Consider the following 17,444-nt stretch of genomic DNA (forward strand, 5'->3'; position numbering starts at 1 on the left):
GACGGTTTTTGCATGTCAATACCGCGCAGTGCAATACCGGCTCACGCGGCGCGCGCCAGACGCGCGGCCTTGAAGCGCTGTTCGATACTCGACGACAACACCGTCAACGCAGCCTGCACTTTCCCCAACGACCTCGCCCGCACCATCCACACCGCGATTTCAGGCTTGAAATCGCGCAACGCGACGATGTCGAGTTTGTCGGCGTGCGCGCTGGCCTTCAGTAACGGCAGCGGCACCAGCCCCAATCCCACGCCGTCCGCGACGAGACCCAGCTGCAATTCCGTGCCGAGCGTTTCCAGATTCAGCTTCAGCGTATGACCTTGCGCGGCGAGCGCCTGCTGCAAGCCCGCGCGAAATCCGCAACCGTCGGGATTCAACACCCAGCCCTGCGCCTGGCAGTCCGCCAGCGCATGCGTGCCTCTGGACATGCGCCCCTTGCTCGCGACCACGGCCAGCTTCACCGTGCCGAGCGATTCGCCCGTCAACGAATCCGCGAATGTGCGATTGGCCGGCAGCAGCGCGACGGCTGCGTCGAGTTCACCGTCTTCGACTTTTTGCAGCAGCGGCGTGCCCCAACCCGTCGATACCCGCGCCTGAAGTTCCGGATGCGCCTGCTTCAGTTCACGCAGCGCGTGAAGCATCGCGACGTCGGCGACCGTTTGCGCAACGCCCAGACGCAACACGCCCGCGAGCGGCGCATCGTCGGTGACGAGATGACGCAACGCATCGACTTCACGGACGATGGAACGGCACTGCTCATACACGGCGCGCCCCATCGGCGTCGCTTTTAAAGGCTTCGTATTGCGATCCAGCAGCTCGACGCCGAGCGCTTCCTCGAAATTCTGAATGCGTCGCGTGACGGCAGGTTGAGTCAGTTCGAGCGACTCCGCCGCCTGACTCAGCGACTGACTGCGAACCACGGCAACGAAGGCCTCGATCTCATCGAGTTTCATGATGGCTTCCTGCTTCCTGGACGATCGGACATAGCGACGACAGTAGAGAGACAAGCGCGAGCTTAGCGCGCCCGGACGCTGCGCCACAAGCTAAAAAAGCGCTCGCGCCGCTGCCGGGCATGCAATGCGGTCTCGCATATTAGCAAAGCAGAACAATGCGTTTGCCTTATAAATCGCGCGTCCGTATCGTGAGCTTTCCACTGTCATCGCGATCTCTTCCATGCAACGCCTTGCCCGATTTTTCAACGGATGCGTCGTTCTCGCCGCACTCTCGACGCCGCTGGCGGCCATCGCCGACACCACGCTGAAAGTGGGCGATCAGCAGCTTCAGACGCGCGGTATTCTAGAAGCGTCCGGCCAGTTGAAGGACGTGCCGTACAAGATCGAATGGTTCAACTTTCCGGCTGCGCAACCGCTCGGCGAAGCGTTGAACGCCGGTGCGATCGATGTCGGCGGACTGGGCGATGCGCCGCTGATTTTTGCTTACGCGGCCGGCGCGAAAGTGCGCGCGGTTGCTGCGACCCGTTCGATTCCCGTCGATCTCGCGATCCTCGTGCCGGATGGTTCGACCATCAAAAGCGCCGCCGACCTGAAAGGCAAACGCATCGCGACGACGCGCGGTTCGATCGGTCATTACCTCGCCATCGCCACGCTGGAGCACGCGAACATCAAGCTCGACGACGTGTCGCTGCGCTTTATGCAACCCGCCGACGCAAAAGCCGCGCTCGCGTCCGGCAACGTCGATGCATGGGCGACGTGGGATCCGTATGTCGCGCTCGCCGAGCAGCGCGATCACGACCGCAGCATCGCCAACGGCGTGAACCTGTCGTCGGGGCTGAGTTTTCAGGCGGCAACCGATCAGTCGATCAACGCGAAACGCACGGAAATCGCAGACTTCCTGCGGCGCGTCGCGGCGGGTCAACGCTGGGCGCTGTCGCATCCGGACGAAGTCGCGGCGATGCAGTCGCGCGTCACCGGCTTGCCGCCCGAGGTGCTGAAAACGGTCTATCAACGTGCGCAGTTGCATCCGGTCAGCATCGACGACAACTTGATCGCGGAGCAGCAGAAAACCGCCGATCTCTATCACCGCGCCGATGTCATCAAGTCGCGGCTCGACGTGAGCCCGAGTTTCGACCGGCAGTTCCCGCTGGCCGCGCAATAAACGCCCATCAAAGACCGACCATGACCAGCCGACTTCCCGACGCCGCAGTGTTCGACGCCGTGCCGCCCAACGCCGCCCCGGACGACGCCGCACGCGACGCCCTTCGCGATCTCGACAGCGAGCGCGCGGACGCGTGGCTCGCCACGCTCACGACGCACTTCGCCGACGGCGCGGCGCACCTCGACAGCGGCCCGCATTTTCCGCACGACAATCTGGCGCGATTGCGACGCGCCGGATTGCTGTCGCTGACGGTTCCGCGCGCGCTGGGCGGCCACCAGGCGACGCTCGCGCAAGCACTGAAGGTGGTGCGCAGCGTCGCGCGCGGCGAGCCGTCCACCGCGCTGATTCTGGTGATGCAGTGTCTGTATCACCTGCGTTTGCAGGCCAATCCGAACTGGCCGGTCGCGTTGAAACAGCGCGTCGCGCGCGATGCGGTCGAGCACGGCGCGCTGATCAACTCGTTGCGCGTCGAGCCGGAACTCGGCTCGCCGTCGCGAGGCGGCTTGCCCGCGACCGTCGGCAGGCGCGACGCGGATCACTGGATCGTCAACGGTCGCAAGCTGTATTCGACCGGCAGTCCTGGGCTGACGTGGTTCGCCGTCTGGGGCCGCACCGACGAAGCGATGCCGCGCGTCGGCACCTGGCTGATTCATCGCGACACGCCAGGCATCCGTTTCGGCGAGCCCTGGAATCATCTGGGTATGCGTGCAACCGGCAGTCACGAAGTCATCTTCGACGACGTGCGCGTGCCGCTCGATCACGCAGTCGATCTGCAATCGCCCGGCGCGTCGAACGGCATGGACCCGGTCACGAGCACATGGATGAACCTGCTGCTACCGTCGATCTACGACGGCATTGCCCGCGCCGCGCGCGACTGGTTCGTCCAATGGGCGGCCGGGCGCGTACCGTCCGGCCTGAATGCACCGCTGTCGAGTCTGGACAGCTTCCAGCAGACCGTGGGCAGGATCGATGCGCTGCTGTTGACCAACCGCGTGCTGCTGGACGCGGGCGCAACCGGACAGATCGCGCAAGCCGATGCGCCCGCGATCAAGTATCTGGTCAGCGCGAACGCGATCAAGTCAGTCGAACACGCGCTCGAAGCCAGCAGCAATCCGGGCTTGAGCCGGAACAATCCGCTGGAGCGCCACTATCGCGACGTGTTGTGCGCACGCATTCATACGCCGCAAAACGATACGGTGCTCGGTAATCTTGGGCGCGCGGCATTTGCGGCGCGCTGATTTCGGCGATTGATCGAGCGGCCCGTGATGCCACACGCGACACTTGACGCGCCATCGCATGCCATTGCATGATCAATCCCATGAACGCCATCGCCCAACTCACCACACTCACCACTACGACCGCTTATGGCGGGTCGTGAGGCGGGTACGTGAGCAGGTTGTGACGTATCAACCCCAAGGCCCCGCCAGCAATGGACGGGGCCTTGAAGTTTCTCCGTCCATGATTGGCATGACAGGAGAAACCGATGTCCAGTATTCATTCCGCGCGCCACGCGCTGTTGATCGTCGATATGCAGCAAGGGCTGTTCAACGGTCCAGATTCGCCGTATGAAGGCGAACGCGTGCTCGACAATATCAACCAGCTGATCGGCCGCGCCCGCGCGGCCGGCGCGCCGATCTTCGCCGCGCGCCACGTCGGCCCGCCGGGCTCGCCGATCGAACCGGGCAGCGCGCTGTCGCAACTGTTGCCGCGCCTCGATATCGACGTGCAGGTCGACACGGTGTTCGACAAGTCGCGGCCAAGCTGCTTTTTCGGCACCGGTCTGGCGCAATGGCTCGACGACGCAAAAGTCGAAGCCCTTGTCATCGTCGGGATGAAGACCGAATATTGCATCGACACGACCTGTCGCGCGGCAGCGGATCTCGGCTTCAAACCCGTGCTGATTGCCGATGCGCACACCAGCATGGACACGCCCGTGCTGCCCGCGAAATCGATCGTCGCGCATCACAACCGGACCTTGAACGGCCCGTTCGTCAAATTGCTGAATACCGCAGACTTTCAGTTCCAGGATTGAAGCAGCACGTTCGCAGGAGAGCGCGTCGATGACCTCGCACGAAACCGGACTGGCCAGCATCTATCGTGACTACATTGCGTGTCTGAACCGACAGGACTGGCCGGCGCTCGGCCAGTTCGTGCACGACGACGCGATCCACAACGGACGACGGCTCGGCTTGTCCGGCTATCGCGCGATGCTGGAACGGGATTTCGACGACATCCCCGACCTGCATTTCAATATCGCGTTGCTGACGGCCGATCCGCCGCTGATTGCCAGCCGCCTCGCTTTCGCGTGTGCGCCGAAAGGCCGGTTTCTCGGCCTCGACGTGAACGGCACGCACATTGTGTTTACGGAGAACGTGTTCTACCGGTTTCGCGGCCGACAGATCGAGGAAGTCTGGTCGATCATCGATAAAGCCGAGATCGAGGCGCAACTCGGCTAATGCATCGGCCGCGGTGGCCGATGCGGCAAGGTTCGCCGGCCACCTGCCTACGCGAGCACGTCGGAAAATACGCGCGTCGCAAACCGGTCGGAATTGGTGCCCGCATTGAGCACGCCGACCGTTTTCAGGTCGTCCGCGTAAAGCGAGATTTCCTTCCTGAACGCGTCGCCGGTTGGGTGATGATGATCGGTGTGACTCTTCAGCATCGCCGTCAACTGGCCCACATCGGCGCCGGGCGTATGCGCTGAAAAAATCGCGGCGGCTTCGGCGGGATGATTGGCGGTCCATTCGGTTGCGTCGAGCAACGCTTGCGTCAACGCCTGCGCCGTCGCGCGATCTTTCCGGATCAACGATCCGCGCACGCCGAGCACGCAGCACACGCGGTTTTGATAATCGCCGCACAGGTTGTTCGACACCTCATACAAACGATCCGATTCGCGCAATGTCCAGATGGTCGGATCGCCATCGGCAATGGCGTGTACCTCTCCTTTCTTCAGCGCTTCGCCGAGGAGTGTTGCCGGATACTGACGCCAGTGGACGTCGTTGTCCGGATCGATGCCGAGCTTCTTGAGCGTGATCGCAAAGAAGTTCTTCGCGGGACTCGCCATATCGCTGACGCCGACCGTGCGCCCTTTGAGCCCTTGCAGATCGACGATGCCCGATGCGCGAGTGGCGAGCAAACGCATGCAACCGCCGTGAATTCCGGCCGTCAGCTTGACGTCGAAACCCTGCTCCAGCGGCTTGATCCAGCGCAGCGCCATGCCGACGCCCGCATCCGATTTGCCGGTCGCGATGGCTTCGAGCAACTGATCGGTCGAGCCTGAAAAATTGACCAGTTCGACTTGCAGGCCGTGTCGCTGGAAAAAGCCCTGCTTGACCGCGACCGGCACCGGCGCGGTGCAGATGGCGCCCGCGTTCCACGATAGCGTCACCGGCTTCAGCGTACCGTCGGCGAACGCCGGCCGGACCGGCATGCCAGCCGAAACGCCGCCGATGGCGGCAGCGCCCACGGTCCAGGCAGTCTTGCGCAGCCACGCGCGTCGCGCACGATTCGCGGGCGCGGAGTCGTCGATCGGATTCATCGGTGCATCCCCATTGCTTGCATTGTCGGTTGAGTGATTGAATTCGGTGCGGATCACGCGTCGAGCCCGAGTCGGGCCAGCACGTCGCGACGTAGCGCAACCAGCTTCGGATCGTCGCGATGACGCGGATATGGCGCATCGTTATGGATTTCGGCAACGATGCGCGCGGGGCGCTCGCTGAACACGAACACGCGGTTCGCGACATACAGCGCCTCTTCGACGTCGTGCGTGACCAGCAGCACCGAGAAACGCGCCGCCTGCCACAGACGCACCAGTTCGCCCTGCATCCGGATGCGGGTCAGCGAATCGAGCTTGCCGAACGGCTCGTCGAGCACCAGCAACGCGGGATCATTGACGAGCGCACGCGCCAGCGCCGCACGTTGCGCCATGCCGCCCGACAGTTGATGCGGATACGCGTGCGCGAATGCCGACAGGCCGACCAGCTCGAGCGTCGCATCGATGCGACGTTCGACGCTGTGCGCGTCGTCAGTCTTTCGCGCGCGACGTCCGGCGCGTTGCGCTTGCGGACCGAGCCCGACGTTGTCGCGCACCGTGCGCCACGGAAACAGCGTCGGGTCCTGAAACACCACGACGCGCGACGGATCGGGGCCGGTAATGGGCGCATCGTCGGCATGCAGCGTGCCGAGCGTCGGCTTCTCCAGACCCGCGATCAATCGCAGCAGAGTGGATTTTCCGCAGCCGCTCGGGCCGAGCAGGGCCACGCACTCGCCCGGCTCGACCGACAGACTGATATCGTCGAGCACCGGCAACGCTTCGCCTTTCAGCGCAAAGCGATGACTGACGTGACGCACGTCGATACGGGCACCGCGCGATGCATCGATATCACGCACCGGCTGAACATCCGAAAGCGCTACCATTTGAGCGATCCTTTTTGCCATGAAAGCAGACGGTCACGCACGCGAAACAGCAAGGTGATGAGGCCTGAGCACATCAACGCCATCACGAGCAGCGCGGCATACATGTTCGAGTAGGCGGCCCACCCTTGCGCCCATTGCAGATACCAGCCCAGACCGGCCTTGACGCCCATCATTTCCGCGACGATCAACACCGAAAACGACGCGCCGAGTCCCATGAAAAGACCGACGAATAGCGACGGCAACGCGGCAGGAATCGCAACCCTCAAGATCAGAAACCACGGGCGCGCACCCAGCGTACGTGCGACGTCGTAGTAAGCGGCATTCACACTGGCCACACCCGACCAAGTCAGCACGGCCACCGGAAACGCAGTGGCCAGTGCGATCAGAAACACACTGGCGCTAAAGCTCGACGGAAAGAAGAAGAATGCGAGCGGCAACCACGCCGTTGCCGGCAACGGTCCGATCAGTCTCAAGACCGGATGCACCCAATAGCCGACCGCCTTCGACCAGCCAACACTCACGCCGACCACGAAGCCCGCCGCCGCGCCCAGCGCGTAGCCGTACAGCAGCAGTCCAAGCGAATGCACGATGCTCGACGACAGTCGCGGCATGTCGTCGAAATACACGCCGATCAGCGCTTGCGGCGGCGCAAAGAACGGTCGCGGCAACCATTCGAGCTTCGCGGTGACGATTTCCCACGCGGTGATTCCGAAGGCCAGCGCGAGTAGCCAGGGCGCGCTGGCAAGCCAGCGGTTGGCCCGCGCCGCATCGGCTTTCGCCGACGCAGTGGCACGCCAGCCGAGCGCGCCGATCAGCACGGCGACGACGGCGAGCGCGAGCTTGAGAAACAGCAATTCACGCGTGTAAGGCCAGTCGTCGAGATCCGGCCACCACTGTGTGATCGCGGCACTGCTCAACCAGGCCATCGCCGCGAGCGATGCAATCGTCACGCGCCGGTTCCATACACGCGGCTGCGTGCTTCGTGCGTCGAGCGCTGCAAGCTCGAAACTATGCGGATGAGAGGACATCGTCTTTTCCTTTCGGTGCGGGTGTGTCTTGAGGATGTCGCGTCATGCGGGCACGACGTGCGTGTCGGAGATCGCCTGAACGTCGATACGGCGCGGCAGGATCGCGTCGCGAAACGCGCTGTCGGCGACACGTTGCAATGCGGCGATGTCCGCAGCGCCGATAAAGCGCTGTTTGAGCGACGCGCGTTTCGTGATCTGCCGCGCGGCATCCAGTGGCGAACGCGTCAGCGTCGCGTAGATTTGCGCGTACGCGTCGGGATTGGCAATCGCCCAATCGCCCGCGCGCTGATAGCGCAACAGCACATCGGCGACGGCCGCGCGCTTTCGCGGATCGGCGACGGCTTCGCCGGACGCGGTGATAAATCCGAGGCCGCTACTGATACCGCTGCCGTCGCGCAACACGCGCGCGCCGCGCTGGACCGCGATGCCGTAGTACGGATCGAAGGTCGCCCATACCTCGATCGAACCCGACGCAAACGCGGCGAATGCATCGACCGGCAAGATAAAGCGCACGTTCACGTCGTCTTTCGACAAACCCGCTTCGGCCAGCGCGCCATACAACTGGAATTGCGAAATGCTGCCGCGCGCCGACGATATGAACACCGTGCGTCCCTTCAGGTCCGCGACCCGGCGAACCGGCGAGTCCTTCGCGACGAGAATGCCGAGTTGCGCCCCGGAACCGGCACGCGCCGCAACGATCTTGAGTGAAGGATCGCCGGTTGCCGCTGCCAGCACTGGGAGATCGCCTGCGGGGGCGAGATCGACGGCACCTGCGCGCTGCGCTTCGAACAGCGGCGCCGCGCCCTGAAAATTCGCCCAGCGAAACGCATACGGCGTACCGTCGAGCACTTTTGCGGCTTCGACCAACGCACGTGTGCCACCGGCCTGGTCTCCGAGCACCAGCGTCACCGATGACAGATCGGCGGCCTGCGCACGACCCGCGCTAAACGGCGTAAGCGCTGCGAATGCCGGCGCTGCAGCAAGCAGACCGAGTGTGCGCCGACGTGTCGAAAACCGCTTTGGAACGGATGCAGCCATATGTCCTCGTGTCGTCGCTAAAGGGATTGGCTGCAAGCGTAGCGACGAAGCGCGTCGCTGAGAATTATTCTCTTTGCATATGTTTATACGGTTTTAATATTTATCGTTCGCATGATCCGATGCGTCCGGAAATGCGTCTGGAAAAGGTGAAACCACCAGACGTCAGCGCTTTTATCGGCTTTTCTTCGTTTATACGGATGACACGAATAGATAGCTCGAACCGTCACTTAGCCGATTCGATTCGCGTTGCTACGATGATCGTCTTTCATTTGCCTTCAGGAAAAACGATTCATGGCGCTCATGACACGACGGGCTTTTACCCGCGTACTCGTCGCGACGATGCTGACCGGCGTCAGCGCCTACGCATTCGCACAATCGGCTTCGCCGGTCGCATTGCGGATCGGCTATCAGAAGTCGTCGACGCTGATTACCTTGCTCAAAGCGCGCGGCTCGCTCGAACAGGCACTCGCGCCTTTAGGCGTTCGCGTCACCTGGAACGAGTTCACCAGCGGACTGCCGCTGGCGGAAGCACTCAATGTCGACGCGATCGATTTCAGTGCCGATGTCGCGGACACCGTGCCCGTGTTCGCACAGGCCGCGCATGCGCGCTTCGTCTATGTCGCGCAGGAAGCGCCTTCGCCGGGCGCGCAAGCCATCATCGTCAAGCGCACGAGCGCGCTGCACAGTCTCGCGGATCTCAAAGGCAAGCGGATCGCCGTCACCAAAGCGGCAGGCAGTCACTACCTGTTGCTCGCCGCGCTCGCTAAAGCAGGGCTCGCCCCCGCCGACGTCAGGATCAGCTATCTGACGCCCGCCGACGGACGCGCGGCGTTCGAGCGCGACAGCGTCGATGCGTGGATTACGTGGGACCCGTATGTGGCTTCCGTGGACCGCAATCCCGACGTGCGCATTCTCGCCGACGGCAACGGGCTCGCGTCTTACCAGCGTTACTACCTTGCATCGAATACGTTTGCGACCGCGCATCCCGACGTGATCCGCGTGGTTTACGAACAGCTGACGCAAGCGGGCGACTGGGTCCGCGCGCATCCTCAAGACGCCGCGAAGATACTTGCACCACTGTGGGGACTCGATGCACGCACGATCGAGCGCGCCAATTCGCGGCGCAGCTATGCGGTGCGCGCGGTCGAGGTGCAGAACTTCGGCGAGCAGCAGAAGATCGCGGATGCCTTCTTCAATGCCGGACTGCTGCCCGCGCGTGTCGATACGCGCGACGCGCCGCGCTGGAATTTCGCCACGAAGCGGACCGACCTGGCGGCCACGACGCCGTAGCGATTCATGTCGTGTCGCTCGGCTGCATCAAACGTCTCTTTTTAGCGATTTTCACCGCACTTTTTATACGCGCGTGATTTATGGAGTGACAGAATCGCCCGAACAACGAAACGGGGTTCTGTCATGTCCAGCTTGAATGTCCGCGAGGAAGCCGCACCCAAAAAAGACAGCGGACGGCACTCCCATCACGGCTCGCCCGCGTCGAGCCTGCTGACCAACCGCCGCTATACGGTCGCACTGTCGATCGCCGGCGCGGCTATCGGCGCGGCCGCGATTGCCGCAGGCTATCCGGCCATTGGAATTGCGATCTATATCGCGGTTACGTTGCCGTTCGCGTTCTCTTAACACGCCGTCTCGAAGCGCTTCGCCTCGCGTCTTTCCGCATCATCCGCACGTGGCCGGCAGGCTTGCCGGTCACGTCGCGTCTGTTTCGCCTTGCTAGCCCGTTCATTGACTATCTTGCGTCCAGTCGGGTCTGGATAACGTCCGGTTTTCCGTCGACGTGGTACGGTGCGTGGAAATCAAAATCGGAAATCGGGAATCAGAAGTCAGGAATCGCGATCGCCGGTGACTCGCATCCCCGATTTCCGGCCGGCTTTCTCTCTAAGGCGCGACATGAAATTCAAGGACTATTACCAGACGCTCGGTGTCGAGCGAACGGCGACCGACAAGGAAATCAAGCAGGCTTATCGCAAGCTCGCGCATCAGTATCACCCCGACGTGTCGAAAGATCCCAAGGGCGAAGAGAAGTTCAAGGACATCGCCGAAGCGTATGCAACGCTGAAAGACCCGGAAAAGCGCGACGCTTACGACCGGCTCGGCAAGCATTCGATCAACGAAGACTTCACGCCGCCGCCCGACTGGCGCAGAAACTTTCACACTGAAGACGCCGACCTCGAAGGCGTCGACCTTTCCGATCTGTTTGCCGCATTCGGCAGAACGCGGCGCGGCGGTCGCGCGCGAGAGGACTACCCCATGGCCGGGCAAGACTACGAGATCGCCTCCCCTGTCACGCTCGAACAGATTTCGCGTGGCGAGCATATCGAGGTGCGCGCGGAGATGCCAGAGCTCGATCGCAAGGGTCAGCCGCATCGCGTTACGCGAACTTTTCATATCACCATTCCGAAGACCGCCGCCGACGGTCAACGCTTGCGTCTGGGCGGCAAAGGCGGCGCAGGCGCGAACGGCGGCAAGCCGGGCGACCTGTATGTCGCACTCGCATTGCAAACGCACCGGCTATTCAAGCTGAACGGGCGCGACCTGTTTATCGATCTGCCGCTAGCACCGTGGGAAGCCGTGCTCGGCACCAGCGTGACCGTGCCGACACTCGGCGGTGCGGTCGAACTCAAGATCAAACCCGGCACGACGTCCGGACAAAAGCTGCGGCTGTCCAACCTCGGACTCGCGTCCACGGACGGCAGCACGGGCGCGCTCTACGCCGTCGTGGATATCGTCGTACCGAAGCTGGTCACGGCACGCGAACAGGAACTGCTCGAACAGTTGGCCAAGGTGTCGAGCTTCAAGCCGCGCGAGCACTTTTGAAGGAGCAACGTGATGACCGTGCAAATAACCGATTGCGTGTCACTGGATGAGCGTGGCCGCTGCCGGATCGAAGCGTTGATCGACGCGTCGGGTCTGCCCGCCGACGAGATCGAAGACCTGATCGAAACCGGCGTGATCGCACCGGCCGACCATCACGCGCAGCCCCGCGAATTCCGGCTCGATGCGATCGTGACGGTCAGAACCGCACGCCGTTTGCGCGACGATTTTCAACTGGATCGTCAAGGCGTGGCACTTGCGTTGACGTTATTGAATCGCATCGACACACTCCAGTCACAACTTAATGCTGCGCATTTCATGCGTTAGCATCGACCCGCCATACGCCACGAAAAAATGCTTGACGTGTCGGTTACGCCACACGTTTTGCGAATCGCCTGATTGCGCTGCCGAAGCGGTCGCGGGACAGACCCTTTAGCGGCGCAGCCCCCTTGCCTGCTGGATTCACGCGATCGATCGCGCGAATCGTTACGCATCGACATTCCAATTGCGATTTTATGGCCCTAAAAAACGGCGTTAAATCCGATTAATTTTCTGTTCTCAAAATTTGCGATACCGTCTAAAGTCTCGCAAACGTTTGCCGCTATACCGTCGTATACCTAACTATTTTCTGTAGCACCGGATAACGCCATCACGTAGGGACATAGTCGCAAACGCATCGCCCTGCCCGCGTATCCGGTCGCATCATTTCGTTGGTACATCAAATGAAGTCCTGCCTCCTTCCTCTGTCTCCGTTGGTCGTTGCATTGCTCGCCGGTTGCGGCGGGTCGGGCAGCGACAGTTCCAGCGCCGTTAGCACGGCGGCCGCGCAAACGCCGACCGGCACCACCCTATCGAATGCCGCCAGCAGTTCGGGAACGATGACGTGCGGCACGCCGGTGAAAGCCACGACGGCGAGCGGCAGCGCAGTCATTTCCGCCGACACGCCGAGCAGCGACGGCACACGCATGTTCGCGTCGGGCAGTAATTTTCCGCTGGTGTTCGTCACGCATGCATCGGCGGCGGATACGCTGAACTGGTCGGTTTCGGATCAGGTCGGAAAGGTCGTTGCCAGCGGCAGCACAACCGTCGCGTCGGGCGCGCAGACCAGCACCTTGACCTGCACATCGACGTTGTCCGGTTACTTCTCGGCGACGGCGACACTCGCAAAGAACGGCGCAAAACTCGCTTCCGCGGGCACCCGTCCGGCCGGCATCGCAACCTTCGGCATCCTGCCCAATCTGGCCAGCGTCGTGCCTGCGGTCACGTATTCGCATCAGGACCAGCACCGCTTCGGCATGCAGGGCGAAACCGACAACGGACCGCTGCTCGCCGACCTCGGTATTTCGTGGCAACTCGACAACCGTTCGCTCGCCACGATGGAACCGAACGGCGCCAACACCTTCAGCGCAACCGCCGACAATCTCGATGCGTTCTTCAAGAAAGGCACGGTGATGCGCTTTATCCGTCTCGACGGTATTCCGGCGTGGGCGAGTTCGACCGGCGCGTTCCAGGACAATGCGCTGCCACCGACCAACCTGTCGTACTACCAGAGCTACATGAACCGCGTCGGCCAGGAATCCAGTTCGATCCGCGCGACCTATTTCCCGAAGCAGTCGGCGAATTACTACCAGGTGACGTGGGAACCGGATGCGGTCTGGAAAGGCACCGATGCCGCTTTCGTGTCGTTCTACAAAACGGTCTATCAAGGGCTGCACGCGACGGATTCGCAAGCCGTCGTGATGGGCCCGACCGACACCGCGCCTGAAGCCACCACGGCGCGTCTGAAGCGCATCGCATCGCTCGGTTTCGGCCAGTACATCGACGGCGTGACGACGCACGGTTACTACGATCTCGGCACGTCGCCGTCGTTGCCGCCGGAGCGCCTCGAAACCGATGCATCGACGGAAGTGCATTCGCTGATGGGCCAGTTGCGCGCGCTGCGCAGCGAAATGGCCAGCGACTATCGCTCGGGCCTGAAGCTGTTCAACACCGAAGTGGGCATCAGCTACGACCGTGGCGCGGCCTACGGCGCGAACTATCCGTCGGCGAATACGTTGTTTGCGCAGGGCGCGCTGGTCGCGCGCACGCACATCATCACGCTCGGCGAAGGCGTCGATCAGACGTGGGTCTTCTTCGGTGCGGATTATCCGAATGAAGTCGGCTACGGCACGTTCTTCGATCTCGATCATCCGCAAGGCCAGTTCGGCGCGTCGAATATCAGCCCGAAGCCGGCCGCGATGGCAGTCGCGGCGATGACGCGGATGCTCGACGGCACCAATACGCTCGGCCGCGTCAACGGCACGCCGTCCGGTGTCTATGCGTACGCATTCCGTCAACTGAACAACGGCGCGGTCGTGACGGCGCTGTGGACGCACAACAATGCGGTCTGGAGTGCCAGCGGCGGTTATAGCTCGACGTATAGCGTGTCGTACAGCCTCGCGGTCGATGCGCCCGGCACCAGCGGCACCGTCAAGGTCGTGGACATGATGGGCAACGCGACGACGATGAGCTACAGCAACGGCACGCTCGCGCTGGCCTTGACCGAAGCGCCGGTGTACGTCGTGTCGACCAATGCGTCGATCGCGAGCGGGCACGTCACGCAACCGGTCGGATATCAACCAGGCTGACACGGCTCGGCCACCTCACCTGCTTTCTCTGCTTTCTCTGTTTCATCGACGCGGTCCGGCCTTTCGCCGGGCCGTTTTTTTTGCCATCGTCCCGCACGTCGCTTCACGGACGATTCGCGCTCGCCTGGACGTCGTGCCCGCGAAGATCGCGCAGAACGTTGCATACTGCTGACTCCAGCAATCGCCGCCGCTCATCGGTATTGCCGCGCGCGAAACAGGAGTCGTTCATGGCGTCGTCGCAACTGGTAGATAGCATGAAGCCCGTCACCGCCACGGCGGCCGGCGAGCCCGCGAATGCGTCCGGCGCGCTAGACCGGTTCGGCTCGTTGAACGTGTTCCTGCGCGCGGCGGAAACACGCAGTTTCACCGAGGCGGGACGTCAACTCGGCATTTCGTCGTCGGCGGTGGGGAAAGCGATTTCGCGACTCGAAAAGCGGCTCGGCGCGCGGCTTTTTCACCGCAGCACGCGCAGCATTGCACTGACGCCCGAAGGCGCGACGTTCCTCACCCGGTGCCAGCGCATCGCACTGGAGATCGAAGCGGCCGAAACCGAACTCGCGCATGCGAATGCCGCGCCGCGTGGCCGTCTGCATGTCGGCATGCCGATGGTCGCGACGTTGATGATGCCGGTCATCGGCGCGTTTATGAAGGCGTATCCGGAGATCATGCTGGACATCGACTTCTCCGACCGGATGGTCGATGTGATCGACGAGGGTTTCGATGTGGTGATGCGCACCGGCGAGGTCAGCGATTCGCAACTCGTCACCCGCGCGATGGGCACCTACCGGCACATCATCGTGGGTTCGCCCGACTATCTTGCCGAACGCGGCACGCCGACCGAACCCGAACATCTCGAACGTCATGCGTGCCTTCAGCATCGCTTTCTCGCGACCGGAAAATTGCGCCACTGGCCGCTGTTTCGTGACGGCGAATCGCTGAACATCGAGCTTCCGACCATCGCGATCGCCACCGCCGTCGAGCCGCTCACCTTGCTCGCCGAACAGGGCATCGGTCTCGCGTGCGTGCCGGACTTCACGATTCGCAGGCAACTCGCGCAAGGCTCGCTGGTGCCCGTGCTTCAATCGTATCTCGACAGCCCCAACACCTTTCGCGCGCTATGGCCGTCGAGCCGGCAAATCTCGCCCAAGGCGCGTGCTTTCGTCGACTATATGAGCACCTATCTGTTTCCGGTCGTCGAACGATGACGCGCCATTCGGCACGCTGGATTCGCACTCACACGAGCGCGCTTTCATCCGCGTAGAACGGATAGTCGGTGTAGCCGATTTCCGTACCGCCGAAGAAGGTCGGCCGATCGTAACGGTTCAACGGAAGATCGCGACGCAGCCGTTCCGGCAAGTCCGGGTTCGCAATGAAGTCGCGACCGAACGCGACCAGATCCGCATCGCCGTCGGACACGATCGCTTGCGCCGATTCGCGCTTGAAACCGCCCGCGGCGATGATCGTCCCGGCGTAATGCTTGCGGATCATTTGCGCGGCGACCGGTGCCGGATTGCGGCTGTCGTCGTCGACATTCCCCGCGATACGCGGTTCGATCAGATGCAGATACGCGAGGTCTAACGTGGCCAGTTGTTCGGCCACATACGAGAACAGTCCGACCGGATCGCTATCCGACATATCGCCCCACGAGCCGCTCGGTCCGAGCCGCACCGCGACCTTGTCGCTGCCCCACACGGAGATCACGGCACGCGTCGTATCCAGCAACAGACGCGCGCGATTCTCGAACGACCCGCCGTAGTTGTCGGTGCGTGTATTGCTGCCGTCCTGCAGGAACTGATCGAACAGATAGCCGTTTGCCGCATGCAGTTCGATACCGTCGAAGCCGGCCTTCACGCCACGTTCCGCCGCGCTGCGAAAGCTGTCTACAATCCCGGCGATTTCACCGTTTTCGAGTGCGCGGTTCGGCGTGTTCGGAACCCATCCGGCCGTCGTGTACGCGACACCGCCATGCAGCACTTCGGACGGTCCGACCGGGCGGCCGCCATCCGGTTGCAATTCGGCATTCGACTGACGCCCCGCGTGATAGAGCTGCAGGAAGATCGTGCCGCCCTTCGCATGCACCGCGTCGGTCACCTGACGCCATCCTTCGATCTGGTCGTCGTCGTAGAGTCCCGGCGCGCCGAGATAGCCGTTGCCGTTCGCCGCGGCGATGGTCGCCTCGCTGATCAGCAATGCGCCGGGCGACGTGCGCTGCGCATAGTATTCGGCCATCAACGGGCCGGGACGTGCGCCGTCTTCCGCACGCATCCGCGTGAGCGGAGCAAGCACGACGCGATGCGCGAATTCATAAGCGCCGACTTTGACAGGGGTAAAAAGCGTGGTCATGGTGGTTTCTCCAGCAATCGGGGTCATCGGATAAACGAAAGGGCTGTCGCCGGTTGCGCGCTGCGTGTTCCGGCGTTGGGCTCAAATCTATAGGCACCACCCGCGATAAAAAACGGGGCGGCGCTCCGAAGACTTCGGACCGTGCAGTCCGCAATCCGCCGGAAGCCCGCAATCACGGGGCTGCGCGGCGCGCGGCGATTGTTCGCGATTGCCGATAACTGTTTTTCGACGCGTGCCGACGCGATCATCGGCAGCGCGGCGAACGCGGCGGACACGCACGCGCTGCGGGGCCGCCAGCGGCCGCACAAGCGGATCGGCTAAGATGATCCATCGCCCGCTCCGACCTTTCCGATGCCTTGCCGCCCCGACCGATCTTCGCCCGCGCTCGAATGCCGCGCGGTCAGCAAGCGTTACGACACACGACGCACCATCCTGGCCGGGCTGAATCTGGTCCTCTTGCCCGGCGAATTCGTCGCGGTGATGGGCGATTCGGGCGTCGGCAAATCCACGTTGCTGAACCTGATCGCCGGGCTCGATTCGATCGATAGCGGCGATATCCTGATCGACGGACAACCCATCAGCGAACTCGACGACGATGACGCGACGCGCTTGCGTCGCCGGAAAATCGGCTTCGTGTTTCAGGCGTTTCACGTTCTGCCGCATCTGACGCTTGAACAGAATGTCGCGTTGCCGCTGTTATTGAACGCGCTGCCCGCCGCGCGCGCATCGCAGATGCTCGCCGCAGTCGGGCTCGGCGGGCGCAACGACGACTTCCCGCGTCAACTGTCGGGCGGTGAAATGCAGCGTGTCGCGATTGCGCGCGCGCTGGTTCACCAGCCGGCGCTGATCCTCGCCGACGAACCCACCGGCAATCTCGACCCCGACACCGCGCACGACATCCTGTTGCTGTTGCGCGGCGAAACGAAGACGCGCGGCGCGGCGACGATCATGGTCACGCATTCGGAAGCCGCAGCCGCCGTCGCGGATCGCGTGTTGATCCTGCGCGAATCCGGCCTGCATGCGGACCAGCGCTTCGAGAAAACGTGAC

At 62.8% G+C, this 17,444-nt stretch carries 18 protein-coding genes; 12 read left to right on the plus strand and 6 right to left on the minus strand.

Annotated features, from left to right (window positions below):
- Window positions 1-41: 41 nt before the first annotated feature.
- On the minus strand, window positions 42-953 hold the full coding sequence (locus tag PW947_RS18310) for a LysR family transcriptional regulator (protein ID WP_299633774.1): 912 nt from the start codon (window positions 951-953) through the stop codon (window positions 42-44).
- A 220-nt stretch (window positions 954-1,173) separates the two neighbouring features.
- On the opposite strand from PW947_RS18310, the gene PW947_RS18315 reads away from it, so the two are divergent.
- The 4 genes from PW947_RS18315 to PW947_RS18330 all read left to right on the plus strand — a co-directional run bounded on the left by PW947_RS18315 (window position 1,174) and on the right by PW947_RS18330 (window position 4,571).
- Window positions 1,174-2,115, plus strand: a complete 942-nt coding sequence (locus PW947_RS18315; RefSeq protein ID WP_299633775.1) for an ABC transporter substrate-binding protein — start codon at window positions 1,174-1,176, stop codon at window positions 2,113-2,115.
- A gap of 20 nt (window positions 2,116-2,135) precedes the next feature.
- Window positions 2,136-3,353, plus strand: a complete 1,218-nt coding sequence (locus tag PW947_RS18320) for an acyl-CoA dehydrogenase family protein (protein WP_299633776.1) — start codon at window positions 2,136-2,138, stop codon at window positions 3,351-3,353.
- Between the two features lie 245 nt (window positions 3,354-3,598).
- Window positions 3,599-4,147, plus strand: a complete 549-nt coding sequence (locus PW947_RS18325; RefSeq protein ID WP_299633777.1) for a cysteine hydrolase family protein — start codon at window positions 3,599-3,601, stop codon at window positions 4,145-4,147.
- Window positions 4,148-4,175: 28 nt separating this feature from the next.
- On the plus strand, window positions 4,176-4,571 hold the full coding sequence (locus PW947_RS18330) for an ester cyclase (protein ID WP_299633778.1): 396 nt from the start codon (window positions 4,176-4,178) through the stop codon (window positions 4,569-4,571).
- Between the two features lie 47 nt (window positions 4,572-4,618).
- Here the strand turns inward: PW947_RS18330 and PW947_RS18335 are convergent, their stop codons facing one another.
- The 4 genes from PW947_RS18335 to PW947_RS18350 all read right to left on the minus strand — a co-directional run bounded on the left by PW947_RS18335 (window position 4,619) and on the right by PW947_RS18350 (window position 8,597).
- The gene (locus tag PW947_RS18335; protein ID WP_299633779.1) at window positions 4,619-5,653 is read right to left on the minus strand and encodes an ABC transporter substrate-binding protein; all 1,035 of its coding nucleotides are present in this window, start codon (window positions 5,651-5,653) and stop codon (window positions 4,619-4,621) included.
- A gap of 53 nt (window positions 5,654-5,706) precedes the next feature.
- Window positions 5,707-6,531 (minus strand): ABC transporter ATP-binding protein, encoded by an 825-nt coding sequence (locus PW947_RS18340; RefSeq protein WP_299633780.1) that lies wholly within the window; start codon window positions 6,529-6,531, stop codon window positions 5,707-5,709.
- Complete coding sequence (locus tag PW947_RS18345) at window positions 6,525-7,457, minus strand: ABC transporter permease subunit (RefSeq protein ID WP_299633866.1); 933 nt, start codon at window positions 7,455-7,457, stop codon at window positions 6,525-6,527. Before PW947_RS18345 ends, PW947_RS18340 begins: the two co-directional genes overlap by 7 nt.
- 144 nt (window positions 7,458-7,601) lie before the next feature.
- Window positions 7,602-8,597 carry an ABC transporter substrate-binding protein gene (locus tag PW947_RS18350; protein WP_299633781.1) on the minus strand — a complete coding sequence of 332 codons (996 nt, stop codon included), beginning with the start codon at window positions 8,595-8,597 and terminating at the stop codon, window positions 7,602-7,604.
- 291 nt (window positions 8,598-8,888) lie between these two features.
- Between PW947_RS18350 and PW947_RS18355 the strand changes: the two genes are divergently transcribed.
- The 6 genes from PW947_RS18355 (at window position 8,889) to PW947_RS18380 (ending at window position 15,258) form a co-directional block, all read left to right on the plus strand.
- A complete protein-coding gene (locus PW947_RS18355) occupies window positions 8,889-9,887 on the plus strand; it encodes an aliphatic sulfonate ABC transporter substrate-binding protein (RefSeq protein WP_299633782.1) in 999 nt (332 codons plus the stop codon).
- Between the two features lie 123 nt (window positions 9,888-10,010).
- On the plus strand, window positions 10,011-10,232 hold the full coding sequence (locus PW947_RS18360; protein WP_299633783.1) for a hypothetical protein: 222 nt from the start codon (window positions 10,011-10,013) through the stop codon (window positions 10,230-10,232).
- Between the two features lie 270 nt (window positions 10,233-10,502).
- Window positions 10,503-11,429, plus strand: a complete 927-nt coding sequence (locus PW947_RS18365) for a DnaJ C-terminal domain-containing protein (protein ID WP_299633784.1) — start codon at window positions 10,503-10,505, stop codon at window positions 11,427-11,429.
- A 12-nt stretch (window positions 11,430-11,441) separates the two neighbouring features.
- The gene (locus PW947_RS18370; RefSeq protein WP_299633785.1) at window positions 11,442-11,753 is read left to right on the plus strand and encodes a chaperone modulator CbpM; all 312 of its coding nucleotides are present in this window, start codon (window positions 11,442-11,444) and stop codon (window positions 11,751-11,753) included.
- Window positions 11,754-12,148: 395 nt separating this feature from the next.
- On the plus strand, window positions 12,149-14,053 hold the full coding sequence (locus PW947_RS18375; RefSeq protein ID WP_299633786.1) for a hypothetical protein: 1,905 nt from the start codon (window positions 12,149-12,151) through the stop codon (window positions 14,051-14,053).
- Between the two features lie 227 nt (window positions 14,054-14,280).
- A complete protein-coding gene (locus PW947_RS18380) occupies window positions 14,281-15,258 on the plus strand; it encodes a LysR family transcriptional regulator (protein ID WP_299633787.1) in 978 nt (325 codons plus the stop codon).
- 28 nt (window positions 15,259-15,286) lie between these two features.
- Here the strand turns inward: PW947_RS18380 and PW947_RS18385 are convergent, their stop codons facing one another.
- A complete protein-coding gene (locus PW947_RS18385; protein ID WP_299633788.1) occupies window positions 15,287-16,396 on the minus strand; it encodes an alkene reductase in 1,110 nt (369 codons plus the stop codon).
- A 141-nt stretch (window positions 16,397-16,537) separates the two neighbouring features.
- Here PW947_RS18385 and PW947_RS18390 point away from each other — a divergent pair, with 141 nt between their 5' ends.
- Both PW947_RS18390 and PW947_RS18395 read left to right on the plus strand, forming a co-directional pair.
- Window positions 16,538-16,717 carry a hypothetical protein gene (locus PW947_RS18390; protein ID WP_299633789.1) on the plus strand — a complete coding sequence of 60 codons (180 nt, stop codon included), beginning with the start codon at window positions 16,538-16,540 and terminating at the stop codon, window positions 16,715-16,717.
- Between the two features lie 30 nt (window positions 16,718-16,747).
- Window positions 16,748-17,443 (plus strand): ABC transporter ATP-binding protein, encoded by a 696-nt coding sequence (locus tag PW947_RS18395; RefSeq protein WP_299633790.1) that lies wholly within the window; start codon window positions 16,748-16,750, stop codon window positions 17,441-17,443.
- Window position 17,444: the final 1 nt, after the last annotated feature.

The sequence above is a fragment of the Paraburkholderia sp. genome, from assembly GCF_028283785.1.
GTDB lineage: Bacteria > Pseudomonadota > Gammaproteobacteria > Burkholderiales > Burkholderiaceae > Paraburkholderia.